Source organism: Sphingopyxis sp. (assembly GCF_051861155.1).
GTDB lineage: Bacteria > Pseudomonadota > Alphaproteobacteria > Sphingomonadales > Sphingomonadaceae > Sphingopyxis.
In genome coordinates, this window is sequence record NZ_JBHYDE010000002.1 from 436,197 (window position 1) to 461,762 (window position 25,566).

Annotated in this window: 25 protein-coding genes; 11 read left to right on the top strand and 14 right to left on the bottom strand. The window is 63.8% G+C overall.

The genetic code is table 11. The features are described 5' to 3' along the window. Positions 1 to 91 precede the first annotated feature (91 nt). Positions 92 to 1,168, top strand: coding sequence for a serine hydrolase domain-containing protein (locus tag ACTIFP_RS05300; protein ID WP_439567810.1), 1,077 nt, complete (start codon positions 92 to 94; stop codon positions 1,166 to 1,168). 33 nt (positions 1,169 to 1,201) lie between these two features. On the opposite strand, the gene ACTIFP_RS05305 is transcribed toward ACTIFP_RS05300, so the two are convergent. The 3 genes from ACTIFP_RS05305 to purF all read right to left on the bottom strand — a co-directional run bounded on the left by ACTIFP_RS05305 (position 1,202) and on the right by purF (position 3,846). Then, complete coding sequence (locus ACTIFP_RS05305; protein WP_439567667.1) at positions 1,202 to 1,588, bottom strand: hypothetical protein; 387 nt, start codon at positions 1,586 to 1,588, stop codon at positions 1,202 to 1,204. 61 nt (positions 1,589 to 1,649) lie between these two features. Beyond that, positions 1,650 to 2,378: an SDR family NAD(P)-dependent oxidoreductase gene (locus ACTIFP_RS05310; RefSeq protein WP_439567811.1), complete on the bottom strand. Its 729-nt coding sequence runs from the start codon at positions 2,376 to 2,378 to the stop codon at positions 1,650 to 1,652. Between the two features lie 10 nt (positions 2,379 to 2,388). Continuing rightward, positions 2,389 to 3,846 (bottom strand): amidophosphoribosyltransferase, encoded by a 1,458-nt coding sequence (gene purF, locus ACTIFP_RS05315; RefSeq protein WP_439567668.1) that lies wholly within the window; start codon positions 3,844 to 3,846, stop codon positions 2,389 to 2,391. A gap of 141 nt (positions 3,847 to 3,987) precedes the next feature. Here purF and hisI point away from each other — a divergent pair, with 141 nt between their 5' ends. The 5 genes from hisI to ACTIFP_RS05340 all read left to right on the top strand — a co-directional run bounded on the left by hisI (position 3,988) and on the right by ACTIFP_RS05340 (position 8,806). Beyond that, positions 3,988 to 4,368 carry a phosphoribosyl-AMP cyclohydrolase gene (gene hisI, locus ACTIFP_RS05320; protein WP_439567669.1) on the top strand — a complete coding sequence of 127 codons (381 nt, stop codon included), beginning with the start codon at positions 3,988 to 3,990 and terminating at the stop codon, positions 4,366 to 4,368. Beyond that, on the top strand, positions 4,355 to 4,894 hold the full coding sequence (locus ACTIFP_RS05325; RefSeq protein ID WP_439567670.1) for a hypothetical protein: 540 nt from the start codon (positions 4,355 to 4,357) through the stop codon (positions 4,892 to 4,894). The genes hisI and ACTIFP_RS05325 overlap by 14 nt, the downstream gene beginning before the upstream one ends. 66 nt (positions 4,895 to 4,960) lie before the next feature. Further along, positions 4,961 to 5,392, top strand: a complete 432-nt coding sequence (locus ACTIFP_RS05330) for a MerR family transcriptional regulator (protein WP_088439096.1) — start codon at positions 4,961 to 4,963, stop codon at positions 5,390 to 5,392. Positions 5,393 to 5,446: 54 nt separating this feature from the next. Next, the gene (locus tag ACTIFP_RS05335) at positions 5,447 to 7,249 is read left to right on the top strand and encodes an acyl-CoA dehydrogenase C-terminal domain-containing protein (protein ID WP_439567671.1); all 1,803 of its coding nucleotides are present in this window, start codon (positions 5,447 to 5,449) and stop codon (positions 7,247 to 7,249) included. Between the two features lie 45 nt (positions 7,250 to 7,294). Next, positions 7,295 to 8,806, top strand: coding sequence for a phospholipase D-like domain-containing protein (locus tag ACTIFP_RS05340; protein WP_439567672.1), 1,512 nt, complete (start codon positions 7,295 to 7,297; stop codon positions 8,804 to 8,806). Positions 8,807 to 8,899: 93 nt separating this feature from the next. Here the strand turns inward: ACTIFP_RS05340 and ACTIFP_RS05345 are convergent, their stop codons facing one another. From ACTIFP_RS05345 to ACTIFP_RS05380, 8 genes are all read right to left on the bottom strand, one after another. Beyond that, the gene (locus tag ACTIFP_RS05345) at positions 8,900 to 9,751 is read right to left on the bottom strand and encodes an HpcH/HpaI aldolase/citrate lyase family protein (protein WP_439567673.1); all 852 of its coding nucleotides are present in this window, start codon (positions 9,749 to 9,751) and stop codon (positions 8,900 to 8,902) included. An 87-nt stretch (positions 9,752 to 9,838) separates the two neighbouring features. Then, on the bottom strand, positions 9,839 to 10,288 hold the full coding sequence (locus ACTIFP_RS05350) for a MaoC family dehydratase (RefSeq protein ID WP_439567674.1): 450 nt from the start codon (positions 10,286 to 10,288) through the stop codon (positions 9,839 to 9,841). A 105-nt stretch (positions 10,289 to 10,393) separates the two neighbouring features. After that, complete coding sequence (locus tag ACTIFP_RS05355; protein WP_439567675.1) at positions 10,394 to 12,232, bottom strand: acetyl/propionyl/methylcrotonyl-CoA carboxylase subunit alpha; 1,839 nt, start codon at positions 12,230 to 12,232, stop codon at positions 10,394 to 10,396. Next, complete coding sequence (locus tag ACTIFP_RS05360) at positions 12,229 to 12,834, bottom strand: hypothetical protein (protein ID WP_439567676.1); 606 nt, start codon at positions 12,832 to 12,834, stop codon at positions 12,229 to 12,231. Before ACTIFP_RS05360 ends, ACTIFP_RS05355 begins: the two co-directional genes overlap by 4 nt. A gap of 7 nt (positions 12,835 to 12,841) precedes the next feature. Further along, a complete protein-coding gene (locus tag ACTIFP_RS05365; protein ID WP_439567677.1) occupies positions 12,842 to 14,440 on the bottom strand; it encodes a carboxyl transferase domain-containing protein in 1,599 nt (532 codons plus the stop codon). Then, positions 14,437 to 14,730: a hypothetical protein gene (locus tag ACTIFP_RS05370; RefSeq protein ID WP_439567678.1), complete on the bottom strand. Its 294-nt coding sequence runs from the start codon at positions 14,728 to 14,730 to the stop codon at positions 14,437 to 14,439. Before ACTIFP_RS05370 ends, ACTIFP_RS05365 begins: the two co-directional genes overlap by 4 nt. Next, entirely contained in the window at positions 14,727 to 15,077 is a 351-nt protein-coding gene (locus ACTIFP_RS05375) for a hypothetical protein (RefSeq protein ID WP_439567679.1), read from the bottom strand. The genes ACTIFP_RS05370 and ACTIFP_RS05375 overlap by 4 nt, the downstream gene beginning before the upstream one ends. Continuing rightward, a complete protein-coding gene (locus ACTIFP_RS05380; protein WP_439567680.1) occupies positions 15,074 to 16,243 on the bottom strand; it encodes an isovaleryl-CoA dehydrogenase in 1,170 nt (389 codons plus the stop codon). Before ACTIFP_RS05380 ends, ACTIFP_RS05375 begins: the two co-directional genes overlap by 4 nt. Before the next feature lie 102 nt (positions 16,244 to 16,345). Between ACTIFP_RS05380 and ACTIFP_RS05385 the strand changes: the two genes are divergently transcribed. From ACTIFP_RS05385 to ACTIFP_RS05405, 5 genes are all read left to right on the top strand, one after another. Further along, positions 16,346 to 17,248 carry a LysR family transcriptional regulator gene (locus ACTIFP_RS05385; protein WP_439567681.1) on the top strand — a complete coding sequence of 301 codons (903 nt, stop codon included), beginning with the start codon at positions 16,346 to 16,348 and terminating at the stop codon, positions 17,246 to 17,248. Between the two features lie 169 nt (positions 17,249 to 17,417). After that, positions 17,418 to 18,344, top strand: a complete 927-nt coding sequence (gene cysD, locus ACTIFP_RS05390) for a sulfate adenylyltransferase subunit CysD (protein WP_439567812.1) — start codon at positions 17,418 to 17,420, stop codon at positions 18,342 to 18,344. Further along, positions 18,344 to 20,260 carry a sulfate adenylyltransferase subunit CysN gene (gene cysN / locus ACTIFP_RS05395; RefSeq protein ID WP_439567682.1) on the top strand — a complete coding sequence of 639 codons (1,917 nt, stop codon included), beginning with the start codon at positions 18,344 to 18,346 and terminating at the stop codon, positions 20,258 to 20,260. The genes cysD and cysN overlap by 1 nt, the downstream gene beginning before the upstream one ends. 1 nt (position 20,261) lies before the next feature. Then, positions 20,262 to 21,005, top strand: coding sequence for a 3'(2'),5'-bisphosphate nucleotidase CysQ (locus ACTIFP_RS05400; RefSeq protein WP_439567683.1), 744 nt, complete (start codon positions 20,262 to 20,264; stop codon positions 21,003 to 21,005). Between the two features lie 158 nt (positions 21,006 to 21,163). Next, the gene (locus tag ACTIFP_RS05405; RefSeq protein WP_439567684.1) at positions 21,164 to 22,300 is read left to right on the top strand and encodes a zinc-binding dehydrogenase; all 1,137 of its coding nucleotides are present in this window, start codon (positions 21,164 to 21,166) and stop codon (positions 22,298 to 22,300) included. A gap of 431 nt (positions 22,301 to 22,731) precedes the next feature. Here the strand turns inward: ACTIFP_RS05405 and ACTIFP_RS05410 are convergent, their stop codons facing one another. From ACTIFP_RS05410 to ACTIFP_RS05420, 3 genes are read right to left on the bottom strand one after another with little or no spacing between them, the layout of a single operon-like run. Continuing rightward, positions 22,732 to 23,886: a cell wall hydrolase gene (locus ACTIFP_RS05410; RefSeq protein WP_439567685.1), complete on the bottom strand. Its 1,155-nt coding sequence runs from the start codon at positions 23,884 to 23,886 to the stop codon at positions 22,732 to 22,734. Positions 23,887 to 23,895: 9 nt separating this feature from the next. Continuing rightward, positions 23,896 to 24,816 (bottom strand): cysteine synthase A, encoded by a 921-nt coding sequence (gene cysK / locus ACTIFP_RS05415; protein WP_439567686.1) that lies wholly within the window; start codon positions 24,814 to 24,816, stop codon positions 23,896 to 23,898. Continuing rightward, positions 24,813 to 25,481, bottom strand: a complete 669-nt coding sequence (locus ACTIFP_RS05420) for an RBBP9/YdeN family alpha/beta hydrolase (protein ID WP_439567687.1) — start codon at positions 25,479 to 25,481, stop codon at positions 24,813 to 24,815. Before ACTIFP_RS05420 ends, cysK begins: the two co-directional genes overlap by 4 nt. Positions 25,482 to 25,566: the final 85 nt, after the last annotated feature.

Sequence of the window (25,566 nt, forward strand, 5' to 3'; positions counted from 1 at the left end):
ACGATATCTGGCAGCGGCGCTTTTGTGCGCCGCGACGACAGGGTGCAATGCACCCGCTTCCGCCCCGACTGCCGACACGCTGCCAAAGGATATGAATGTGCTGTTCTGGACCCAGGATCAACGCGACGCCGCTTTCCGCACCATGGAGACCGTGCCCAAGGTCGTCGTCAACACGGTCGAGGCGGGCGACGTGGTCTATCCGCTGCCGCAGGGGCAGCCGCTCGACCTTGGTTCCGACGTCGATGCCTATATGGCGAAACAGCGCAACGCCGGGTTGATCATCGTCCAGGACGGCAAGATCCGATTGGAGAAATATGCGCTTGGTTATGGCGCCGCGGGGCGCTGGACCAGTTTTTCGGTGGCCAAGAGCTTCACCTCGACGCTGGTCGGCGCAGCGGTGAAGGACGGCTATATCAAGAGCCTCGACGACAAGGTCACCGCCTATATCCCGGGGCTCAAGGGTTCGGCCTATGACGATGTGTCGGTGCGGCAGTTGCTGACGATGACCTCCGGCGTCAAATGGAGCGAGGATTATACCGATCCGAAATCCGACGTTGCGCTGTTCAACATGCAAAAGCCCGTCGCAGACGAGGATGTAACCGTCAGCTATATGAAGACCTTGCCGCGCGAAGCGCCGGCAGGGTCGAAGTGGGTGTACAAGACCGGCGAGACAAATTTGATCGGCGTATTGGTGTCGAGCGCCACGGGCAAGACGCTGTCGGCCTATCTGTCCGAAAAGGTCTGGCAACCTTTCGGGATGGAGCAGGATGCGGTGTGGATGCTGGGCGCCACGGGGCATGAAATCAGCGGCTGCTGCATGTCAGCGAGCCTCAAGGATTATGCGCGGTTTGGTCAATTCATGTTGAACGGCGGCGTTGCAGGCGGGCAGAAGGTCGTCCCCGACGACTGGATGGCGGCGGCGACGGCCAAACAGGCGGCGATCGATCAGCCGGGGCGCGGCTATGGCTATCAATGGTGGACCAACGACGACGGCAGTTATGCGGCGCAGGGCATTTTCGGCCAAGGCATCTTCATCGATCCCAAACGCAAGCTGGTGATCGCGTCGAACGGCAACTGGCCGACCGCGACCGATCCCGAGGGTGTCGGTGCGGCGCGGGAGGTGTTTTACAAGAGCGTGCAGGCGGCGGTGGATCGGGAAGCGAAGTAAGCGTCGCTCCCCGAAGGCGGGGGCGACGGTATTTTAGTCGGCGACCATGGCCGTTGCCCGCTGCGCTAGCCAGGCGGCTACCAGCGGAACGGCAACGCCCAGCGCCATGATCCACCAGGTGTCGGAAAAGTCGACCGCGGTGTAGAGCGCCGCACCGATAACAGCGCCAGCGACAACCCATCCCGTGCCGGTTCCGCCGGAAATCCGCATGGCAAGCCAGCTCCCGGCGAATGTGGCCAGAAACCAGCCAATGATAAGCGCGATGGTCGAGCCGATCGGGATCAATATTTCACCCGTCGCCGAATCATATTCCGATGGCGAAATTTCGCTGCCGGCATATTGCGCGAGCCAGATCAGCCCGAATGCGACGACGACGCCGATCACGGCGGCGATCGCCGATCGCAAAATATCCTTGGTCATAGCTGCGCCCTTGCAAACCCGTGTTATCCGGCTGCCTTAGTGCCGGAAAACGAAGATGGCGTTAAGCCTTTTCCATGACCTTGGGCAGCGCGTGGAATGCGGTGCTGTCGAAGCCGTCGGCCATCAGCCCCGCGACGAATTCGCCGACCGCGGCGGGTTCCTTGATGCTGTTCGCATCTTCGCCGGGATAGGCGCGCGCGCGCATCTGCGTCCGCGTGCCGCCGGGATCGAGGATCGCGGTGCGCACCGTCGAAATGTTCCGCATTTCGGCGCCGTAGCTGGTGACCAGCGTCTCGAACGCCGCCTTCGACGCGGCATAAGCGCCCCAATAGGCGCGCGGGGCCCGGGCGACGCCGCTCGATAGTGCGAGCAGGCGGCCGTTCGCGGCACGGCGCAGCAGCGGGTCGAAATTGGCGATCAGCGCCTGCTGCGCGATCAGGTTCAGCGTCAGCAGCTTGTTGAATTCCTTGCCGTCGATCGCTGCAACCGGAGTCAGCGTGCCGAGCATCGCGGCGTTGAGCACCAGCATGTCGAGCTGTTGCCAGCGTTCGGCCATCGCGCTGGCCAACCGTGCGATGCTGTCGCCGTCGGTCAGGTCGAGCGGGGCGATCGTCGCGGCGCCGCCGGCTTCGTGGATGCGGTCCTCGAGCGCTTCGAGGCCACCCGCGGTACGCGCGGTGATCACGACATGCGCGCCGCGCGCCGCCAGCGCTTCGGCGATCGCTTCGCCGATGCCACGGCTTGCCCCGGTGACGAGCGCGACCTGGCCCGCCAATTCTTCAGTCTTCATCGTCATGGTGTCAGACAACCCGTTCGGCAAGCAGCGAAAATTGATCTTCCAGCCCATGCTCGTCGAAATCGGTCAGCGTGGTCGGATAATCGCCGGTAAAGCACGCATCGCAATATTGCGGCGCGCCGTCGCTGCGCTTCGCTTCGCCCAGCGCGCGGTACAGGCCGTCGATGGTGACGAACGACAGGCTGTCGGCGTTGATGAAGTTCGCCATCTGCCCGACCGTCATCTGCGCCGCCAGCAGCTTGGCGCGTTCGGGGGTATCGACCCCGTAAAAGCAGCTGTGCTGGGTTGGCGGGCTGGCGATCCGCATATGGACTTCGGCGGCGCCGGCATCGCGCATCATCTGAACGATTTTGAGGCTCGTCGTGCCGCGCACGATCGAATCGTCGATCAGCACGATGCGTTTGCCGGCGATCAATGCGCGATTGGCGTTGTGCTTCAATTTCACGCCCAGATGGCGGACCTTGTCGCCGGGCTGGATGAAGGTGCGGCCCACATAGTGCGAGCGGATGATTCCGAGTTCGAACGGGATGCCCGATTCCTGCGCATAGCCGATCGCCGCGGGCGTTCCCGAATCGGGAACCGGGATGATCAGATCGGCATCGACCGGATTTTCGCGCGCCAGTTCGGCGCCGATCGCCTTGCGAACCGAATAGACGCTGGTGCCGTCGACGATCGAGTCGGGGCGCGAGAAATAGACATATTCAAAGATGCACGGCCGCGCCGATTGCTCCGAAAAAGGCCGATGCGATTTCAGCTGGCCGTCGCGGATGATCACCAGCTCGCCGGGTTCGACCGAGCGGACGAACTCGGCGCCGACGACGTCGAGCGCGACGGTTTCCGACGCCAGGATATGCGCGTCGCCCAGCTTGCCGATGACGAGCGGGCGGATGCCCAGCGGGTCGCGGCAACCGATCATCCCCTCGGCGGTCAGGCAGATGAGCGAATAGGCGCCCTCGACCTGCTTCAGCGCATCGATGAACCGGTCGAGCAGCGAGCGATAGCTCGACGTCGCGACGAGGTGAATGATGACCTCCGTATCGCTGGTCGATTGAAAGATCGAACCGCGGCGAACCAATAGCTTACGCAGCGCAGCGGCATTGGAGATATTGCCGTTGTGCGCCACCGCAAAACCGCCGGTCGCGAGATCGGCGAACAGCGGCTGGACATTGCGCAGCGCGGTTTCGCCCGTTGTCGAATAACGGACGTGGCCGACCGACGATCCGCCCTGCAACTGGCGCATGATGTCGTCACGGTCGAAATTGCCCGCGACATGGCCCATGGCGCGGTGGGTATGGAACTCGCGGCCGTCAAAGGCGGTGATGCCTGCAGCTTCCTGTCCACGGTGCTGCAAGGCGTGCAGGCCGAGCGCGACGACCGCGGCGGCGCTGTCGGCGCCATGAATGCCAAAGACGCCGCACTCCTCGCGGAGCTTGTCGTCGTCGAAAGGGTGTGTGGTGAGCATGATGGTCCAGCAGCGAGGGCAGTGACTGGCGCGCATATAGGGACGGCAATCGCAAATGTCGCCCCCATATTCACGATATTGTCATCGGAACCGCGATCGACGGGGTGACAGGGGCTTTGATCCTGCTCTAAAGCGCGGGACATGGACGAACAGCGCGACACCGCCGACCGATTTCTCCCGCGTTTCGATGCCGCCGGACTGGTGACCGCGATCGTCACCGATGCGGACACCGGGACTTTGTTGATGGTCGCGCATATGAACGCCGAAGCGATCGAGCGGACGCAGGCGACTGGGCAGGCGCATTTCTGGTCGCGCTCGCGCGCCGCGCTGTGGCGCAAGGGTGAGACGTCGGGCAACGGATTGACGCTGGTCGAGATGCGCATCGATTGCGATCAGGACGCGCTGTTGCTGCGCGTGACGCCTGCCGGCCCGGCTTGCCACACCGGACGGCGGAGCTGTTTTTATCGCCGCGTCGAAGCCGATGGCAGCCTGACTTTCCTGACCGACGATGCGCAGGGCTAGCGCCGCGTTGGCGTGTGCGGTGCTGTTGCTTGCCGGGTGCGAGCGAGCGGCCTCGGACGGCAGCGGGCAGGGGATCGACGCCGACAGCCCGCTCGAACAGGCGGCGCGCGAACGCGGCGTCGTCCGGGCCGAGGCCGTATCGCCGGTCGGCGTGTTCGAACGCACCCACGATCTTGGCCGCGACGCGATGTGTGTCGTGCCCGATGGGCCAGGACAATGGCGCTTTGCGGTCACCGCAGCCTTCGGCACCACGCTGTCCTGCACCGCAACTGGCAGCATGACCCGCGATCGCGGCGGCTGGCGGCTGCGCTTCGCCGGCACTGATGGCTGCGAGGCGTTGGTTCATGAGGAGGAGGACGAGCTGCGCCTCCCCGGGGATATGCCGCCGCAATGCGCGTCCCTGTGTCCCGCCCGCGCTTCGCTGTCGGGTTTACGGCTGCCGCGCGCCAGCTGGTCGGCCGACGATGCGCGGGGCTTGCAGATCCGTGATCGACAGGGCAATATGCACCGACCCTGCGGGCTCTGACCGGCCCCAAAATAGGCCGATTTGCCGGTATTGACGTTCACGTCAACGGAAACTAGTTTCATCGGCATGACCGAACCATATGGCCACGCCCATATCGATACGCCCGATCACCTGGGGCGCGAACAATTCAGCATCACCGACTTGTCGACCGAGTTCGGCGTGACCGCGCGTGCGCTGCGTTTTTATGAGGATGAAGGGCTGATCAGCCCGTCGCGCAAGGGATTGTCGCGCATCTATTCGAAACGTGACCGCGCCCGGCTGGCGTGGATATTGCGCGCGAAGCGGACGGGCTTCAGCCTGGCCGACATCCGCGAGATGATCGACCTGTACGACGTCGGCGATGGTCGCAAGCTGCAACGGCAGGTGACGATCGAGAAATGCGAACAGCGCATCGGCTTGTTGCAGCGGCAGCGGGACGATATCGACAGCGCTGTCGAAGAATTGTCGCGGTTCATCGATATGGTGAAGAAAGTCGACGCCGGCCAAAAGGTCGGTTGAGCCTCTCCCCAGGCAAGTGTGACATTGCGAACCTGATTTTCAGAAGGATATCCCATGCCCGTCTATCGCGCGCCTGTGCAAGACAGCCTTTTCCTCCTTAACGACGTGCTGGGGGTCGAGCGTTATGCGAACCTGCCCGGTTTCGCCAATGCGACCCCCGATATGATCGAGGCGGTGCTGACCGAAGCCGGCAAATTTTGCGAGGAAGTGCTGTTCCCGATCAACCAGTCGGGCGATCTGGAGGGCTGCACGCGCCACGACGATGGATCGGTAACCACGCCCAAGGGCTTCCAAGAAGCCTATAAGGCCTATTGCGACGCCGGCTGGACGCTGCTGACCCAGCCCGAAGAATTCGGCGGTCAGGGACTGCCACATGTCGTCGGCTTTCCGGTCGAAGAATATCGCATGGCGGCGAACCAGGCCTTTGCGATGTATCCGGGACTGACCCAAGCCGCGGTCGCGGCGATCCTGGTCAAAGGATCGGACGAGCAGAAGGCGCTTTATGCGCCGCGGATGATTTCGGGCGAGTGGGGCGGGACGATGAACCTGACCGAACCGCATTGCGGCACCGACCTTGGCCTGATCCGCACCCGCGCGGTGCCGAACGGCGACGGCAGCTATGACGTCACCGGGACCAAGATCTTCATTTCGTCGGGTGAGCATGACCTGACCGACAACATCATCCACCTTGTCCTCGCCAAGACCCCCGACGCACCCGACAGCGTCAAGGGCATCTCGCTGTTCATCGTGCCCAAGTTCCTGGTCAACGACGACGGCTCGCTGGGCGACCGCAACACGCTGCAATGCGGCTCGATCGAGCACAAGATGGGCATTCACGCCAATTCGACCTGCGTGATGAACTATGACGGCGCGAAAGGTTGGATGGTCGGTGAGGAGAATAAAGGCCTTGCCGCGATGTTCGTGATGATGAACGCGGCGCGCCTCGGCGTCGGCATCCAGGGGCTGGGGCAAGCGGACATCGCGTTCCAGAATGCCGTCGCCTATGCGCAGGACCGCCGTCAGGGCCGCGCGCTCACCGGCCCCGCCGATCCGCAGGAAAAGGCCGACCCGCTGTTCGTCCATCCCGACGTCCGCCGCATGCTGATGGACGCCAAGGCCACCGTCGAGGGGCTGCGCGCGCTTTGCCTGTGGGGCGCGTTGCAGGTCGATCTGGCGCATGTCGCCGAGACCGAGGAAGAGCGTCAACAGGCCGACGACCTCGTCAGCCTGCTCACCCCGGTGATCAAGGGCTATGGCACCGACAAGGGCTATGATGTCGCGACGAACGCGCAGCAGGTGTTCGGCGGCCATGGCTACATCGAGGAACATGGCATGAGCCAATATGTCCGCGATGCCCGCATCACGATGATCTATGAAGGCGCGAACGGGGTTCAGGCGATGGACCTGGTCGGGCGCAAGCTGGCGCAGAATGGCGGGCGCGCGATCCAGGCGTTTTTTGCGATCATCGATGCCGAATGCGGCCGCGCCAAAGATGATGAAGCGCTCGCCGACTTTGCCGGTCGGCTCGAAAAGGCCAATGGCGAACTCAAGGCTGCGACGATGTGGTTCATGCAGAATGGCATGGCGAACCCGAACAATATCGGCGCCGGCGCGCACCATTATATGCACATCATGGGGATCGTCGCACTGGGATCGATGTGGCTGATGATGGCCGAAGCGGCGCAAAAAGCACTCGCGGAAGGGCGCGGCAACAAGCCGTTTCTCGAAGCCAAGCTGGTCACCATGCGTCATTTCGGCGAGCGGTTCCTGCCCGACGCCGGATCGCTGCGCCGCAAGATCGAGACGGGCAGCGAAGCGATGATGGCGCTGACTCCCGAGCAATTTTACGCCGCCTGATCGGGCCCGCCGGAACCATCGCCCGCGCCGTGCGTGGCGTGGGCGATGAGCACGCCGGCAAGCCAGGGGGCATTGGTCCCAATCGTCATTGAAGGCCGCAATTGCTGGCGCATCGAACGCGCCAACAAGGCGCGGATGATCGTCGATGCCGCCGACTATTATGCGCTGCTCGAACGGTTGATGGCGGGGGCGAAGGAACGCATCCTGCTGATCGGCTGGGACTTCGATCCGCGCATCCCGTTGATCCCCGACGCGCAGGGGAAAGGCGAATCGCTCGGTCATTACCTGCTGCGTCTCGCGAAGGATAAACCGAAGCGCGACATCGACATTTTGCGCTGGAATTTTGGCGGGCTGAAACATCTGTTCGTGCCGTCGATCGTGGCGATGGTTCTGCGCTGGAAAATGACCAAGTCGATCAGCTTCCGGCTCGATAGCGCCCACCCCGTGGGATGTAGCCACCATCAGAAAGTGGCGGTGTTCGACGATCATCTGGCGGTGTGCGGCGGCATCGACGTCAGTTCGGCACGCTGGGATACGCGCGATCATGTCGACGATGATCCGCGGCGCACCGACCCCAATGGCAAAGCCTATATGCCGTGGCACGATTCGACGATGATCCTGTCGGGTCCGATCGGCGCCGCGCTTGCCGATCTGGGGAACGAGCGTTGGCAACGCGCGACCAAGAAGCCGCTGCGCGACCTGAGCGGCACGGGCGAGAACTGGCCCGACGATGTTGAACCCGATTTCAAGGACGTCGATGTCGCCATTTCGCGGACCAGCGCCGAATATGATGGCCGCCCCGAAGTGCGCGAGAATGAGCAGCTCTATCTCGACATGATCGCCGGGGCGCGGCGTTTCATCTATTTTGAGAATCAATATTTCACCAGCGGCGCGATTGCCGCGGCGATTGCGGCGCGGCTCGACGAAGACGATCCGCCCGAATTTGTGATGGTGATGCCGAAGACCGCCGACGGATGGCTGGAGCAGATAGCGATGGATGCAGCGCGGGTGCAACTGGTCCGCTCGATCGCCAAGTCGCGGCATGGCGACCGGCTGAAGGTCTATGTCCCGCACACCAAAGGCGGCGACCCCATTTATGTCCACGCCAAGACGGCGATCGTCGATGACCGCTTGATCCGGATCGGCTCGTCGAACCTCAACAACCGGTCGATGGGGCTCGACAGCGAGTGCGACGTCACGATCGATGCGGCGTTGTCGGCGAACAAGGGCGTCGAGCCGGTGATTGCGCGCCTGCGCGAGTCCTTGATGGCCGAACATCTGGGGGTAGCGGACAAGGATGTCGCGGCGACATTCGAGCGCACCGCATCGTTGATCGAGACGATCGACGTGCTGCGCGGGGAGGGGCGGTCGCTAGAACTGCTCGACCTGATCCCGCCAGGTCCGCTTGACGAATTTATCGCCGACAATGAAGTGCTGGACCCGACGAGCCCCGACGCGATGTTCGAAAGCCTTACCGAGCGCGGGCTGAAAAAGAGCTGGCACCGCGGTCGGAACTGGATGAAGCGCCATCGGCCGTTTGGGCGTAAATCGACCTGAATTCCGTTCGTGTCGAGCGAAGTCGAGACACGTCGAGTTGATGGATGCCTTCGCGTGTCTCGACTTCGCTCGACACGAATGGGAGGGGAAAGCTCAATCCGCCAGCGACAAAATATGCTTCGCCTGTTTGAGGTGCGGGGCATCGACCATCTTGCCATTGACCTGCAAGACCCCGACCCCTGGATTGGCGGCAAAGGCATCGACGATCGCCTGCGCGCGCGACACCTCATCGGTGCTGGGGGTGAAGGCCGCATTGATTGGCGCGACCTGCGACGGATGGATCGCCATCATCCCGGTAAAGCCGTCGCGCCGCGCCCGCGCGGCGTAAGCGGCAAGGCCCGCATCGTCCTTGATCGCCGGGAACACCGTGTCGATCGCCGCAACGCCCGCGGCGTGCGCGGCGAACAGGGTCAGCGCGCGCGCGACGTCATAGGGCGCGGTGTAGCTGCCGTCGGCCTCGCGGCTGGTGGTCGCGCCGATGGCGGCGGGTAAATCTTCGGCGCCCCAGGTCAGGCCGAGCAGGCGGTCCTTTGCCTCGCGGTAGCTGCCAAGGGTGAAGATCGCCGCGGCAGTTTCGGTGGCGATCGGCAGGATCGGGGGTAGCGAGGCGTCGGCCGCGGTTTCGCTGCGGATGAGCGTGTCGAGCTGCGCGATGCTTGACGCCCCTTCGGCCTTGGGCAGCATGATCGCGTCGGGGCGCGCGGCGATGATCGCGGCGACATCGGCGGCGGTCAGATGGCCGTCGAGCGGATTGACGCGCACCAGCGTGACAACCTCGCGCGCGCCCGCCAGATAATCGGCGATCGCATGGCGCGCGGCGTCCTTGTTCTTGAGCGATACCGAATCCTCTAGGTCGAGGATGATCGCATCGGCGCCCGACGCCGCGGCCTTGGCAAAGCGCTCGGGCCGGTCGCCGGGGACGAAGAGGAGAGAACGTAGTCGCATGCGCTTATCTATGCCGTTCGTGTCGAGCGAAGTCGAGACACGTGAGGGGGCAAGGGGTTCTCGACTTCGCTCGAACCGAACGGGGATTTATGACTTCCGCTGGACCAATGTAGAACGCTCGCACTGGCAGACAATTTCATCGCGCTGGTTGATGCAGCGGTGGAGGAAAGTGACGATCCCGGCATTCGGCCGCGATTTCGATTCTTTCAGCCCGATCACCTCGCTCTCCGCGCGCAGCGTGTCGCCGATGAACACCGGTTTGGGCATCACCAGCTTGTCGTAGCCGAGATTGGCAATGAGCGTGCCCAGCGTCGTGTCGCCGACCGACAGCCCGACCATCAGGCTGAAGGTGAAGGTGCCGTTGACGAGGATTTGGCCGAATTCGGACGCCTTCGCCGCCTCGATGTCGAGGTGCAGCGGCTGCGGATTGTGCGTCATCACCGTGAACAGCAGATTGTCGGTCTCGGTGACGGTGCGGCGAATGTCGTGGGTCAGCGTGTCGCCGATTTGCCATTCGTCGAAAAAGCGCCCTGCCATTAATCAAAACTCCGCTCGCCCTGAGCTTGTCGAAGGGCCGTTCTTGTTTGCGATGTTAGAAGGAAGGACGGTGCTTCGACAAGCTCAGCACAAACGGGTAGGGCGTCATTCTTCCTGCTCGATCCGCACGAGCAATGCCTCGACCTGCACCTGCGCGCCCGCGGTCGCATTAAGCTCGGCCACCACGCCTTCGAACGGCGCGGTCAGACTATGCTCCATCTTCATCGCTTCAAGGGTAAGCAGCTTCTGCCCTTTGGTCACACGGTCGCCCGCCGCTACATCGACCGCGATGACCTTGCCGGGCATCGGCGACAGGATCGCACCGTCACCCGCCGCGCCGCCCGCGCTGCCTTCGGCGCGCCAGGGCGAGAGCTGCCAGACCGAGCCGACCTCGGCCACAAGCATCGCCCGCGAGGACTCTTCGGCCCCGGGACCATGGAGTTCGACGTCGATACGCTTGCCGTCGAGCAGGAAGGGCGCGCGCCGAACAGCGGGCGCATTGAGGCGGAAGCCCGCCTGCAGCGAGCGCGGCACCATCGCCATCGCGGCGTTGGTCAGGGCCTGCGTGGTCGGCACCGGCTCTTCGGTCATCGCATCGCCGTCGCGGCCGATCAGCCCGGTATCGACGGTGCCCGCCACGAAATCGGGATGATCCAGCGCATTGATCAGAAACGCCGAATTTGTCCTTACCGGCCAGATCGCGCCATCCTCGAGCATCTCGGACAGAAGCTCGCGCGCTTCCTCGCGATCCTCGCCCCACGCGATGACCTTCGCGATCATCGGGTCATAGAAGGGCGAAACCTCGGCGCCTTCGTATACCCCGGTGTCGACGCGGCCCATATGCTCGGGAAGCTGGAAGAGTTCGAGCGTGCCGATCGAGGGCAGAAAGCCCTTCGCGGGATCCTCGGCATAAAGTCGCGCTTCCATCGCCCAGCCGTTGATCGACAGCTCCTCCTGCCGCAGCGGTAACGGCTCCCCGCTCGCCACCCGCAATTGCCATTCAACCAGATCAACCCCGGTGATCTCCTCGGTCACTGGATGCTCGACCTGCAACCTGGTGTTCATTTCCATGAACCAGATGCGGTCAGCGCGGAGGCCTTCGCTGGCGTCGGCGATGAATTCGATCGTTCCGGCGCCGACATAATCGACCGCCTGCGCGGCGCGCACCGCGGCGGCGCACAATGCTTCGCGCGTCGCTTCGTCCATGCCGGGGGCGGGGGCTTCCTCGATCACCTTTTGGTGACGGCGTTGCAGCGAGCAGTCGCGTTCGAACAGGTGGACGACATTGCCGTGGGTATCGCCGAACACCTGCACTTCGATATGGCGCGGGGTGAGGATATATTTTTCGATCAGCACATGATCGTTGCCAAACGAGGCCGCGGCCTCGCGCTGGCACGAGGCGAGCGCGTCGATGAAATCCGCGGCTGCATCGACCTTGCGCATCCCCTTGCCGCCGCCGCCCGCAACCGCCTTGATCAGGACCGGATAGCCGATCTGGGCGGCCTGCTCGGCGAGGAACGCAGGGTCTTGATTCTCGCCCATATAGCCTGGTGTGACCGGCACCCCGGCTTCGGCCATCAGCTTCTTGGCTGCATCCTTCAGCCCCATCGCGGTGATGCTCGCGGGTTTGGGGCCGACCCACACCAGTCCGGCATCGGCGACCGCCTGCGCGAACTCCTCATTTTCGGACAGGAAGCCATAACCCGGATGGATCGCCTCGGCCCCGGTCGCCTTGGCGGCGGCGATGATCTTCTCACCCACCAGATAGGATTCGCGCGCGGGCGACGGCCCGATATGCACCGCCTCGTCGGCCTGCCGCACATGCAGCGCCTTGGCATCGGCGTTCGAATAGACGGCGACGGTGCGGATCCCCATCTCGCGCGCGGTGCGGATGATGCGGCAGGCGATCTCGCCGCGATTGGCGATGAGGAGGGAATTTATCAACAACCGAACCCCCAAGTTCCATTAAATGACGTTGCGAGAGTGCCTTTGGAAACAGTTAGAACCGCTTTGACGCTGTGGCCGTCATATCCCGGTTCGGTAGCACCTCGCGGCGCTAATCTAATACGATAGCCCTCGGCGTTGAACGTGGCATCGTCGCTAGCGAATGCCTGAAACTCCGCATCGGATACCGACGCCAAGACTCGCTTGCCGTCCGGCCTGAAGACCAACGTCCCACCTGAAACATAGAGAATGTCGTTTTTGCCGTTAGTGAACGACCCCATACACCCCATTTCGAGATCATTGCTGTCGGCATCCGTTAGTCGGTCCATCGAAATGTCGGTCGCCTGGGGAATTGAGGCCGGCGGTAAAATCTCCTTTTCTTCAACCACAGGAGGAGTAGCCGAATTGCCGCTGTCTTTGGGGAGCGGTGGTTGCGCGATCACAGCCTCTTCAGGCTGTGGGTCACGTGCCAACAGCCAAATGGTCGAAGCACCTAAGGCCAATACAATCGCGCCGAGTACGAGCAGTGGAAAGCTCGATTTTGGCTGCTGGTTTGGAGACGATCCGCCGGATGCTCCAAGGAGAGGGTCTCGCTTTGCCATCTTTGCTTCACATCCTGAACACGCCGAAGCCGCGGTCTTCGACCGGGGCATTCAGCGTCGCGGCAAAGGCCAGCCCCAGCACATCACGCGTCTGCGCCGGATCGATAATCCCGTCGTCCCACAATCGTGCGGTGGCATGATACGGATTGCCCTCATCCTCATATTTCTGGCGGATCGGCGCCTTGAAGGCTTCGGCCTCTTCGGAGGTCCATTTGTCGGCGTCACGGTGGACCGTTGCCAGCACGCTTGCCGCCTGTTCGCCGCCCATCACGCTGATCCGGCTGTTTGGCCAGGTGAACAGGAAACGCGGCGAGTAGGCGCGGCCGCACATGCCGTAATTGCCCGCGCCAAAGCTGCCGCCGATCAGCACCGTGATTTTCGGCACCGTCGCGGTGGCCACCGCGGTCACCAGCTTCGCGCCATGCTTGGCGATCCCCTCGGCCTCATATTTGCCGCCGACCATGAAGCCGCTGATGTTCTGGAGGAAGAGCAGGGGGATGCGGCGTTGCTGCGCCAGCTCGATGAAGTGCGCGCCCTTCACGGCGCTTTCGCTGAACAGCACGCCATTGTTGGCGAGGATCGCGACGGGGATGCCCCAGATGTGCGCGAAACCGCACACCAATGTGCTGCCGTAATTGGCCTTGAACTCATGAAACTCGCTGGCGTCGACGATGCGCGCAATGGCTTCGTGGACGTCGTAGGGCGCGCGGACGTCGTCGGGGACGACGCCGTAGAGCTGCTCCGGATCATATTTGGGCGGGCGCGGGTCCTTCATCTCGACCTTGAAGCCCTCGTCGGCACCGAGGTGGCTGACGATATCGCGAACGATCGTCAGCGCATGCTCGTCATTCTCGGCGAGATGGTCGACGACGCCCGATTTCTTCGCGTGCAGATCGCCGCCGCCCAGATCTTCGGCGCTGATTTCCTCGCCCGTCGCCGCCTTTACCAGCGGCGGCCCTGCGAGGAAGATCGTCCCCTGATTGCGGACGATGACGGTTTCGTCGGACATGGCGGGGACATAGGCGCCGCCCGCGGTGCAGCTGCCCATCACGCACGCGATCTGCGGGATGCGCCGCGCCGACATATTGGCCTGGTTGAAAAAGATGCGGCCGAAATGGTCGCGGTCGGGAAAGACCTGATCCTGATGCGGGAGGTTGGCGCCGCCGCTGTCGACCAGGTAGATGCAGGGCAGGCGGTTTTCGAGCGCAATCTCCTGCGCCCGCAGATGCTTTTTCACGGTCAGCGGATAATAAGTGCCGCCTTTCACCGTCGCGTCGTTGCACAGGATCATGCACTGGCGCCCCGACACCCGCCCGATGCCGCAGATCAGGCCAGCGCCCGGCACTTCACCATCGTAAAGGTCATTTGCCGCGAGCTGGCCGATTTCGAGAAAGGGCGAACCCGGATCGAGCAGCCGTTCGACGCGCTCTCGGGGCAACAATTTGCCGCGGCTGGTGTGCCGCTCGCGCGATTTCTCGTTGCCGCCCAGCGCGGCTTCGGCGACGCGCGTCCATAGTTCGTCCTTCAGCGCGCGATTATGCGCGGCGCGCATGCGAAACTCGTCGCTGTCGGGATCGACATGGGTGCCAAGGACCGGTGCGCTCACTGTTCAGACTCTCCCCGTTTGCCGTCCGGACTATCCGGTTTATCTTTCACGATCAGGTATCGATAGACCCCGATCGCATTGATGATCAGCAGCGCGATATTCTGCCACCCGATGCCCTCGCTATCGGGTTGCAGAAAGCCCCACGCGATCAGCGCGATGCTGCTGGTGACAAAGATGACAAAGGCCCAGCCAGTGCGGCGGCGGCCGAGGTTGAGCGACACAATCAACGCCGCGAGCGTCGAGGCGCCGGCGCCATAATATTGCAGGGCGGTGAGCAGGGTATCGTTCACGCCATCGCGCCCAACATCGCGAACACGCCCGACGCGGTCAGGATTGGCCAGCCGATGTGCCGCCCGCGCGTGTACAGGCCATCGACCAGACCGACCGCGGTCCATGCCGCGCCGATCAGCAGGACCAGATCGCGCGGCGTGCCCGGCCAGACGACCGAGGCTGCCGACACCAGCATCAGCACCGACATCGCGTGCCAGGCAAAGCGAAACACGCGGCGCGCCAGATCGACCGCCATGATTCCCTGGTCGAGCGCGAGCAGCGGCTGGATCAACCGCTTCTCGCCCAGCGCGCCATGCACCAGAGCCGTCGTCGCCATGAAGGCCGCCGACAGCCAGAGCCAGATCACGCGCCGGCGCCGATCAGTTCGCGGCCAATCAGCATGCGGCGAATCTCATTCGTCCCCGCGCCGATGTCGAGCAGCTTGGCATCGCGCCAGTACCGCTCGACCGGCCAGTCCTTGGTATAGCCCGCGCCGCCGAGCGCCTGGATCGCTTCGCCCGCGACTTTCACCGCGCTCTCGCTGGCGAGCAAAATGCAGCCCGCGGCATCGAAGCGCGTCGTCTGCCCCGCGTCGCACGCCTTGGCGACATTATAGACGTAGGAGCGCGCCGACTGGAGCGCGACATACATGTCGGCGACCTTCGCCTGCATCAGCTGGAACGAACCGATCGGCTTGCCGAACTGCTTGCGCTCGCGGACATAGGGGATGACCGTGTCGAGGCACGCCTGCATGATCCCGAGCTGGAGCCCCGCAAGCACGACGCGTTCATAGTCGAGTCCCGACATCAGCACGCCGACGCCGCCATTCTCCGGCCCCATGACCTGGTCTTCGGACACTTCGCAGTCGGTGAACACCAGCTCGGCGGTCGGCGAACCGCGCATGCCGACCTTGTCGATCTTCTGGCCGATGCTGAACCCCGGCATGTCTTTCTCGATCAGGAATGCGGTGATGCCGCGCGACCCCGCCTCGGGACTGGTTTTGGCATAGACCACCAGCGTGTCGGCATGCGTCGCATTGGTGATCCAGAATTTGGTGCCGTTGAGGACATAACCGCCGCCCTTGCGCTCGGCCTTCAGCTTCATCGACACGACATCGCTGCCCGCGCCCGCTTCCGACATCGCCAAGCTGCCGACATGTTCGCCGCTGATCAGCTTGGGGAGATATTTCGCCTTCTGCGCGGCATTGCCCCAGCGGCGGATCTGGTTGACGCAAAGGTTCGAATGCGCGCCATAGGACAGGCCGATCGCCCCGGAGGCGCGCGATACCTCTTCGACCGCGATCACATGTTCGAGATAGCCGAGGCCAAGCCCGCCCCATTCTTCCTCGACAGTAACGCCGTGCAGGCCAAGCTCGCCCATCTGCGTCCATAGCTCGTCGCGCGGGAACCAGTCTTCGGCGTCGGCCCGCGCGGCGAGCGGCGCGATCTGTTCGTCGGCGAAGCGGGCGGTGGTGTCGCGGATCATGTCGGCGGTTTCGCCGAGCGCAAAATCGAAGTCAGGGGTGGCGCGCATGGGGGGAACCTATCGATCGAGGGCAGGACAGGGCGCGATACTGCCTCAAAATTCAATCATATGGAAATTGAAATGAAACCAGTTTTCGCATAAGCAAAATTTATGATTAAGCGCGCCCATATCCGCCAGTTCCTTGCCGTGGTCGACGCCGGAAGCTTCACACAAGCGGCACTGCGCATCCGCGTCACCCAGCCGGCGCTGTCGACCGGGATCGCCGAGCTTGAAAAGCTGGTCGGCGCGCCGCTGTTCATCCGCAACCGTCGCCAGATAAGGTTGACCGAAGCGGGCGGCCGTTTTCTCCCCATCGCACGCGATCTCGAACGCGGGTTTCGGGCCGCCGATAGTTTCGGCCGCGATAGCGACCGGCAGGCGGCCGAGCTCAAGCTCGGCATCATCCGGTCGGCGCCCGCCGAATTGCTGCAGACGATCGCCGCGGCGCTGCGGCCGAGCTTCGCCATCGAATTGCTCGAAAACACCGAATCCGAACTGCGCGCCGCGCTCGGCAGCGGCCGGATCAACATGGCGCTCGTCGCGCTTCGCCCCGGCGAGCGCGGCGATCATGCGATGCCGCTCTATGAGGAACCGCTTGCGATGTTCATCGCGTCGGACCACCCGCTCGCCGGGCGCATCGAGGTCGGCCCCGAAGAGCTCGCCACCGAAACGATGATCGCGCGCCGCTCGTGCGAATTCCTCGACGCGACGAGCCGCTTTTTCACGCGCCACGGCGTCCGCCCGCGCTTTTCCTTGCGCAGCGAGAGCGACGAGCGCTGCCTGCGCATGGTCGCCGCGGGGATCGGCATCACCACTGCACCGGTGTCGCTCGCGATCGAGGGAATCGTCCCGCTCAAGGTCGCGGGCTATGATTTTCGGCGCGAACTGGGACTGATCCTCGATCCGGCTTGGCGGGTGTTGCCCGAAGTCGCGCTGCGCCTGACCCACGCGCTCGAAACGATCGCTGCGATCGCTGCCGAATGGCGACGGGCGAAGGTTGATACCGTCGCGTGACTCTCCGCTCCACAAGTCTGGCTTGCAACGTCAAAAGGCCATAACGTTTGCCCGCGCGCGGGGGGCAAAGCTACGGCGACGTCCGGTTCCCGTCCATTTGGACGTATGACGCGATGTTGAATGTCCTATTCCGCTGCACAGCGGCGGGCGTATGAGGAGGCAGAGTTTGTTGTCGTCTGATTTGCAGACAAGATCGTCGGAGCTGACCCACCTCGACCGGCTCGAGGCCGAAAGCATTCATATCATGCGCGAAGTGATGGCCGACGCGGTCAAGCCTGTCATGCTCTATAGCGTCGGCAAGGACAGCGCAGTGATGCTGCATCTCGCGCGCAAAGCCTTCTATCCCTCGCCGCCGCCGTTCCCGCTGCTCCACGTCGATACGACGTGGAAATTCCAGGCGATGTACGAACTGCGCGACCGCATGGCGCACGAGAGCGGTATGGAATTGCTCGTCTATCAGAACCCCGAAGCCAAAGAGCGCGGGATCAACCCGTTCGACCATGGCCCGCTGCATACCGATATGTGGAAGACCGAAGGATTGAAGCAGGCGCTCGACCTCCACGGCTTCGACGTCGCCTTCGGCGGTGCGCGCCGCGATGAAGAAAAGAGCCGCGCCAAGGAGCGCATCTTTTCTTTCCGCACCGCGAGCCACGGTTGGGATCCGAAGAAACAGCGCCCCGAGCTCTGGAACCTCTACAATGCCCGTAAAGCCAAGGGCGAAAGCATCCGCGTCTTCCCGATCTCGAACTGGACCGAGCTCGACATCTGGCAGTATATCGCGCGCGAGAATATTCCGATCGTGCCGCTCTATTTCGCTGCGCCGCGGCCGACTGTGGAGCGCGATGGCCTCTTGCTGATGGTCGACGACGACCGCTTCCCGCTGCTGCCCGGCGAGACGCCGGTAGAACGTTCGGTGCGCTTCCGCACCCTTGGCTGCTACCCGCTCACCGGTGCGGTCGAGAGCGAGGCCAGCACGCTGTCCGAAGTGATCCAGGAAATGCTGCTGACCACCACGAGCGAACGGCAGGGGCGCATCATCGACAAGGATGGCGGTGATGCCAGCATGGAGAAAAAGAAGCAGGAGGGGTATTTCTGATGACAGACCCCATCTACGTCACTGACGCACTGATCGCCGAAGACATCGACGCCTATCTTGCGCAGCATCAACAGAAGTCGCTGCTGCGCTTCATCACCTGCGGATCGGTCGACGACGGCAAGTCGACGCTGATCGGGCGCCTGCTCTATGACTCGAAGATGATCTTCGAGGATCAGCTCGCCGCGCTCGAGGCGGACAGCAAGCGCGTTGGCACGCAGGGTCAGGAGATCGACTTCGCTTTGCTCGTCGACGGCCTTGCGGCCGAGCGCGAGCAGGGGATCACGATCGACGTTGCCTACCGCTTCTTCACCACCGAGAAGCGCAAGTTCATCGTCGCCGACACCCCCGGGCACGAGCAATATACGCGCAACATGGTCACCGGCGCCTCGACCGCCGACCTCGCGGTGATCCTGATCGATGCGCGCAAGGGCGTGCTCACCCAGACGCGCCGCCACAGCTTCCTCGCGCACCTGATCGGCATCAAGCATATCGTGCTCGCGGTGAACAAGATGGACCTTGTCGGTTACGACAAGACGGTCTTCGAGCGCATTTTGCTGAGCTACCGTGCGTTCGCCAGCGAGATCGGGATCACCCATTTTACCGCGATCCCGATTTCGGGGTTCAAGGGCGACAATATCACCGCGCTGTCGGAGAACACGCCCTGGTTCAAGGGGCCGACGCTGATCGAACATCTCGAAAATGTCGAGATTGGCGCCGCCGCCGATGAAGCGAAACCCTTCCGCCTGCCGGTGCAATGGGTCAACCGTCCAAACCTCGATTTCCGTGGTTTCTCTGGCCAGCTTGCGAGCGGCAAGGTCAGGCCCGGCGACCCGGTTCGCATCCTGCCGAGCGGCAAAACGACCACGGTTGACCGCATTGTCACGCTGGACGGCGACCTCGCTGAGGCCGTCGCGGGCCAGTCGGTCATGCTGACGCTTGCCGACGAGGTCGACTGTTCGCGCGGCGACGTGATCGCCGCCGCCGATGCGCCGCCCGAGGCTGCCGACCAGTTCGAGGCAACACTCGTCTGGATGGCGGACGAGGCGATGATCGCGGGGCGCGCCTATTGGCTGAAGCTGGCGACGCAGAGCGTGTCGGCGACGGTGCAGGCGCCCAAGTATGAGATCAACGTCAACACGCTCGACCATCTGGCGGCGAAGACGCTGGAGCTGAACGGCATCGGCGTCGTCGAAATTTCGACCGACAAGCCGATCGTGTTCGAGGCCTATTCGGACAACCGGACAAGCCCAAATAAGGTGATGGGCGGTTTCATCCTGATCGACAAGCTGACCAACGCGACCGTCGCAGCGGGCATGCTGCATTTCAGCCTGCGCCGCGCGCAGAATGTCCATTGGCAGGCGACCGACGTTGACCGCGACATGCGCGCGAACCTGAAGAACCAGCGCCCGGCGCTGCTGTGGTTCACCGGCCTGTCGGGGTCGGGCAAATCGACGATCGCCAATCTGGTCGAAAAGAAGCTGCACCGGATGAACCGGCACAGCTTTCTGCTCGACGGCGACAATGTCCGCCACGGGCTGAACCGCGACCTCGGCTTTACCGAGGCCGACCGGATCGAGAATATTCGCCGCGTCGGCGAGGTGGCGAAGCTGATGACCGACGCCGGGCTGATCGTCATCACCGCCTTCATCTCGCCGTTCCGGGTCGAACGCGACATGGTACGCTCGATGCTGCCCGAGGGCGAGTTTATCGAGGTTTTCATCGACACGCCGCTCGCCGAAGCCGAACGCCGCGACGTCAAAGGCCTGTATAAAAAGGCACGCGCCGGACAGCTCAAGAATTTCACCGGCATCGACAGCCCGTATGAGGCGCCCGAGGCCCCCGAGATTCGCATCGACACGACCGCAATGTCGCCCGAGGAGGCCGCCGATCTGATCATCGACCGGCTGCTCGGCTGACATGGCCGAAAGCGACGAGCAGCTGGCCGAACGGCTCGCCACGGCGGCAGGTGCGATCCTGCTCGCGCTGCGCGCGGACGGGCTGGAGGGCAAGGCACTGGGGCAGGCGGGCGACGCGGCCGCCAACGCGATGCTGTGCCGCGAACTGCGCGCCGCGCGTCCCGACGACGGCCTGCTGTCCGAAGAGGAAAAGGACAATGTGGCGCGCTGCCGTCAGTCACGGGTGTGGATCGTCGACCCGCTCGACGGCACGCGCGAATATGGCGAGGGACGCGACGATTGGGCGGTGCATGTCGCGCTGGCGATCGACGGCGTTGCGAGCGTCGGAGCGGTCGCGCTGCCGGGTCTGGGGATCACGCTGACTTCGGGCGCGCCGGTATCGTTACAGCCCGCGAACGAGCCGCCAAGAATGCTCGTCAGCCGCACGCGCCCCGCTGCCGAAGCCGTTTTCGTCGCCGAACGGATCGGCGCTGAGTTGCTCGCGATGGGTTCGGCGGGCGCCAAGGCGATGGCGGTCGTGCGCGGCGAGGCAGACATCTATCTCCACACCGGCGGCCAGTATGAATGGGACAATTGTGCGCCCGTCGCGGTGGCGCAGGCGGCGGGGCTGCATGTGAGCCGCGTCGATGGGTCGGCGATCCGCTATAACAACCCCGACACCTACCTGCCCGACCTGCTGATCTGCCGGAAGGAACTGGCGGATGAAATCCTCAGATTGGCGGCGGAATATTCACCTGCCCCTTGATCGTCATCCCGGCGAAGGCCGGGATCTCACCCTCGATTTCGCTCGCGGCGGTGAGATCCCGGCCTTCGCCGGGATGACGGGTACGGAGAGGTTGCCAGCCGCATCGTCACGCCCTAATCCGTTGCATCGAGAAACCGAAAAGCGACGGGAGACGCACCATGACCGACCTGCCTGATACCAACCTGACCATGCTGACCCTGGCCAAGCCCGAGGGCGAGCTGGAGGTGTCGCTCGAACGGCGGCCGCTGCCGACCCCAAAATCGCACGAAGTGCTGGTCAAGATTCTGGCCACGCCGATCAACCCGTCGGACCTGGGCTTGTTGTTCGGCGGCGCCGACATGTCGACCGCGCGCGCCTCGACCCGCGACGGGCTGCCGGTCATCACCGCGGATATTCCACCCGCGGGGATGCGCGCGATGGGCGGGCGGATCGGCGAAGCATTGGCGATCGGCAACGAAGGCTGCGGCACGGTTGTCGCGGCGGGCGATTCGCCCGAGGCACAGGCGTTGCTGGGCAAGACCGTCGCGTTGATCGGCGGCGAAATCTACGCTGAATATCGCTGCCTGCCGGCGCAGATGTGCATGGTTTTGCCCGACGGCACCGACCCGAAGGACGGCGCGTCCTGTTTCGTCAATCCGCTGACCAGCCTGGCCTTCACCGAAACGATGAAGACCGAAGGGCATAGCGCGATCGTCCACACCGCGGCGGCGTCGAACCTGGGCCAGATGCTGGTCAAGATTTGCGCCAAGGATGGCATCCCGCTCGTCAACATCGTGCGCAGCGATGCGCAGGTCGAAATCCTGAAAGGCATTGGCGCGGCGCATATCGTCAACAGCAGTGCCGATGACTTCATCGATCAGCTGGTCGCTGCAATCGTCGCCACCGGCGCCACGATCGGATTCGACGCGATCGGCGGCGGCAAGCTGTCGGGCCAGATCCTGTCTGCCATGGAAGTCGCTGCGGTCAAGCGGATGACGACGTACAGCCGCTATGGATCGGACACGTTCAAGCAGGTCTATATCTATGGCGCGCTCGACTTGGGGCCGACGGTGCTCAACCGCGCGTTCGGCCTGACCTGGTCGCTGTCGGGCTTTCTGCTGACGCCCTTCCTGCAAAAGGCGGGGATAGAAACCAATCTGCGGCTGCGTAAGCGCGTCGTCGACGAGCTGACGACGACGTTCAAGAGCCACTACAGCCACGAAATCCCGCTGACCGAGGCGCTCAACGTCAATACGGCGCAGGCGTACAATGCGAAGCGCACCGGCGAAAAATACCTGATCAAGCCGCACGGCTAGGGCAAGATTTCGTCGGCTAACGACCATTTCCTGTCATCCCCGCGAAGGCGGGGATCCCGCTTTGCGACGGCGAAGGAAAAAGCGGGATTCCCGCCTTCGCGGGAATGACGAAGTTAGGTGAGAACGTCCGCTTCCCACCCCCAAAGCCGACGCCCCCTAAAATAGGCCTTTCCTACTATTTTCCACTATGCCAGCATTCACTCAGGCTCTTTCATTTGGTGGATAAAGCGTCACGGCCCGGCTGGCGCCAGATCAGGCACACGGCGCGAGCGTTCAGCGCCTCGCGAGGCCCAAATCAGCCGCGCATAGGGCTGAACTTTCCTGAACTTTGGAATATTGCGCGGCCCTTGCGTCGGCCCGATCCCGGATCCAACCCGGGGTGACGAAAGAAGGCAAGGGCGGTTCACCATCCCCAAGCACGCGATCGTGCCCTACCGCTTCATGCACTGGCGCACATCGTCGCGCTTGTACTCGCTGCAATTCCACAGCGCCTTTTCGAACCCCGCCTTGTCGTCGCGCAGGTAGGAAAAGGTCATCGCGGCGCGCTGCGTGTCGCTCATCGCGTCGCTGTCGGGTTTCAGTACCGGGTTGGTCCAGCCCATGAATTTGCAATAGGGCTTGTCGCCGCACAGGCGCAGCGCGGTCGTCACGAAGCTTTCGGGCGCGGCGCGGCGGTCGAGTTGAGTGTAGATGGTGTCGCGGCCTGCTGCTTCGCCCGCGCCGACGACGACGCGCGCCTCGCCGACCGCGGCATTGGCATCGACGCCCGCGGCAACTTCGGTGGGCAGACCCAGCGCGATGGCGTGCAAGGGCGATAGCGCCGCCATCTTGGCGACCGGCGCGTCGCCGCCCGATACGGCGCCGCGGAAGGCGCCCGGGGTGCCCCAATAGCCGGGCCAGCGGAAGAACAAATGGGTATCGACGATCGCAATCTTTTCGAGGCTGTCGCTCCAATAGGGGCGGACCCAGTCGGTGTGATAGTGGGTCGCGAGGCCGACGGGCGGGTAGGTGCCGCCCGAGAGCATCATGTCGGCAATATCCTGCGCGCGCGTCCACGCCGCGTCCGAATAGCGGCGACCGAGCGCGCCGTCGCAGGTGAAGGTGAACTGGCAGCCGGTGACGCGGTCGGACCCCTGAAACACGACACCGCAAATCGATTTGGGGAAGGCGGGATGTCGGGCGCGGTTGATGATGACCTGACCGACCGCCTGCTGACCCTTTGCGTCGTCGCCCGCTTCATAGATCATCGCGGCGGCAAGGCAGTCGCGGGCGCGCAGCCGCGCGTCGCCGTTTCCGGCGTAGATGAAGGGGCGCGGTGCGATGAAGCCATTGGTGACCAGCGCGATGCGCGCATTGGCGGCGCGGGCGTCGTCCTCCGCGACCGGGGCGAATTCCATCGGCAGCACTTCGGGGACGACGTCGGCGGGCGGCGCGACGGGGTGCGGGCGCGCGGCTAGGGCGCCGCTGCCGTGCAGATTGCTCGCATGGAGAACGACGCCGATTGCCAAGGCCGCGAGCAGCACGAACAGCCAGCCGGTCCAGTCGCGCCGCGCGGGCAACGCCGATGAATCACCCTTAAGGGGCATGCGCTGGCCTCAGATCTCCGGGAGAAAATCGGGAACCGACAGGTAACGCTCGCCGGTGTCGTAGTTGAAACCGAGCACCCGGCTGCCCGGGGGAAGCTCGGCCAGTTTCTGCGCGATGGCGGCAAGCGTCGCGCCCGACGAGATGCCGACCAGCATGCCTTCCTCGGTCGCGGCGCGGCGTGCGTAAGCCTTCGCATCGGCGGCGTCGACCTTGATCACCCCGTCGAGCAGGTCGGTGTGCAGGTTGCGCGGGATGAACCCCGCGCCGATGCCCTGGATCGGGTGCGGCGCGGGCTGGCCGCCCGAAATGACCGGCGAGGCTTCGGGCTCGACCGCGAACACTTTCAGGTTCGGCCAATGGGCTTTGAGGAACTGCGCCGTGCCGGTGATGTGACCGCCGGTGCCGACCCCGGTGATCAGCGCGTCGATCGGGGTATCCTTGAAATCGGCGAGGATTTCGGGACCGGTGGTGCGGACATGGACGTCGATATTGGCTTCATTTTCAAACTGTTGCGGCATCCACGCGCCGGGCGTCGTCTCGACCAGCTCGATCGCACGCTCGATGGCACCTTTCATGCCCTTTTCACGCGGGGTCAGGTCAAAGGTCGCGCCGTACGCAAGCATCAACCGGCGGCGCTCGATCGACATGCTTTCGGGCATGACGAGGACAAGCTTATATCCCTTGACCGCGGCGGCCATCGCCAGGCCGATGCCGGTGTTACCCGACGTCGGCTCGACGATGGTGCCGCCGGGCTTGAGGCTGCCGTCGGCTTCGGCGGCCTCGATCATGGCGAGGCCGATGCGATCCTTGATCGACCCGCCGGGATTGCTGCGTTCCGACTTCACCCAGACTTCGGCGCCCGGGAACAGCTTGCCCATGCGGATGTGCGGCGTGTTGCCGATGGTATCGAGGATCGAATTGGCTTTCATGATCGGTGCGCTCTTTCGTTGGATTCGAACCGCGGGTCGCGGCGGACGCGATTTGGCCAGTCGCCGGCGCGGAGCCAGCGGGCCTCGTCCGCCAGGGCCGGCGTCGGCGCGGGTTGTAACGAGGCGAGCAGATACTGTCCATAAGGCCAGTCGCCGATCCGCGAGTCGGCATTGATGTGGCCGAACGGTCCCGCGTTGACGAAGCGCGCGTCCCAATGCCGCGACAGGCGCCAGACATGCGCGGTTTTCGCATAAGGATCGTCATCGCTGGCGACGACGATCATCGGCGTCTGCGACGACAGTGCGGGCGAATCGGTAAAGCTGGCGATGCGGTGATTGCGGCGCAGCTGGGTGAGGTCGGGCGGTGCGACGAGCAGCGCACCGACGATCCGGTCGCGCGCGACACTGCTCGCCCCGGCGAACCAGTGTGCAAAGGCGTGGCAGCCGAGGCTGTGCGCGACGATCAGGACGGGGTCGTGCTCGGCGTCGATCGCGGCGGCGATCCGCTCGACCCATACGTCCTTTTCTGGGTCGTCCCACTGGCCAAGGTCGACGCGTTCGCAATTGGCGAAACGGCGTTCCCACAGGCTTTGCCAATGGGCCGGGCCGCTGTTGTTCAGGCCGGGGATAGTCAGGATCTTATGCTGGATAGTCAGGTCATGCATAGCGGTCGCTCCATCGAAGGGAGAGAGGGGGAACCGCGGTGACGGGTGACCAAGAGATAACTCAAGTATTTAAATTGACAATAAG

What these genes read in the sequence shown, in the direction of transcription:
- ACTIFP_RS05410 (WP_439567685.1), bottom strand. Translation starts at nt 23,886, where the DNA reads ATGCCCCTTAAGGGTGATTCATCGGCGTTGCCCGCGCGGCGCGACTGG.
- cysK (WP_439567686.1), bottom strand. Translation starts at nt 24,816, where the DNA reads ATGAAAGCCAATTCGATCCTCGATACCATCGGCAACACGCCGCACATC.
- ACTIFP_RS05360 (WP_439567676.1), bottom strand. Translation starts at nt 12,834, where the DNA reads ATGGCAAAGCGAGACCCTCTCCTTGGAGCATCCGGCGGATCGTCTCCA.
- ACTIFP_RS05340 (WP_439567672.1), top strand. Translation starts at nt 7,295, where the DNA reads ATGAGCACGCCGGCAAGCCAGGGGGCATTGGTCCCAATCGTCATTGAA.
- ACTIFP_RS05420 (WP_439567687.1), bottom strand. Translation starts at nt 25,481, where the DNA reads ATGCATGACCTGACTATCCAGCATAAGATCCTGACTATCCCCGGCCTG.
- ACTIFP_RS05330 (WP_088439096.1), top strand. Translation starts at nt 4,961, where the DNA reads ATGACCGAACCATATGGCCACGCCCATATCGATACGCCCGATCACCTG.
- ACTIFP_RS05350 (WP_439567674.1), bottom strand. Translation starts at nt 10,288, where the DNA reads ATGGCAGGGCGCTTTTTCGACGAATGGCAAATCGGCGACACGCTGACC.
- ACTIFP_RS05400 (WP_439567683.1), top strand. Translation starts at nt 20,262, where the DNA reads ATGGCCGAAAGCGACGAGCAGCTGGCCGAACGGCTCGCCACGGCGGCA.
- ACTIFP_RS05305 (WP_439567667.1), bottom strand. Translation starts at nt 1,588, where the DNA reads ATGACCAAGGATATTTTGCGATCGGCGATCGCCGCCGTGATCGGCGTC.
- hisI (WP_439567669.1), top strand. Translation starts at nt 3,988, where the DNA reads ATGGACGAACAGCGCGACACCGCCGACCGATTTCTCCCGCGTTTCGAT.
- ACTIFP_RS05300 (WP_439567810.1), top strand. Translation starts at nt 92, where the DNA reads ATGAATGTGCTGTTCTGGACCCAGGATCAACGCGACGCCGCTTTCCGC.
- ACTIFP_RS05345 (WP_439567673.1), bottom strand. Translation starts at nt 9,751, where the DNA reads ATGCGACTACGTTCTCTCCTCTTCGTCCCCGGCGACCGGCCCGAGCGC.
- ACTIFP_RS05380 (WP_439567680.1), bottom strand. Translation starts at nt 16,243, where the DNA reads ATGCGCGCCACCCCTGACTTCGATTTTGCGCTCGGCGAAACCGCCGAC.
- ACTIFP_RS05310 (WP_439567811.1), bottom strand. Translation starts at nt 2,378, where the DNA reads ATGAAGACTGAAGAATTGGCGGGCCAGGTCGCGCTCGTCACCGGGGCA.
- ACTIFP_RS05385 (WP_439567681.1), top strand. Translation starts at nt 16,346, where the DNA reads ATGATTAAGCGCGCCCATATCCGCCAGTTCCTTGCCGTGGTCGACGCC.
- ACTIFP_RS05405 (WP_439567684.1), top strand. Translation starts at nt 21,164, where the DNA reads ATGACCGACCTGCCTGATACCAACCTGACCATGCTGACCCTGGCCAAG.
- ACTIFP_RS05335 (WP_439567671.1), top strand. Translation starts at nt 5,447, where the DNA reads ATGCCCGTCTATCGCGCGCCTGTGCAAGACAGCCTTTTCCTCCTTAAC.
- cysN (WP_439567682.1), top strand. Translation starts at nt 18,344, where the DNA reads ATGACAGACCCCATCTACGTCACTGACGCACTGATCGCCGAAGACATC.
- ACTIFP_RS05325 (WP_439567670.1), top strand. Translation starts at nt 4,355, where the DNA reads ATGCGCAGGGCTAGCGCCGCGTTGGCGTGTGCGGTGCTGTTGCTTGCC.
- purF (WP_439567668.1), bottom strand. Translation starts at nt 3,846, where the DNA reads ATGCTCACCACACACCCTTTCGACGACGACAAGCTCCGCGAGGAGTGC.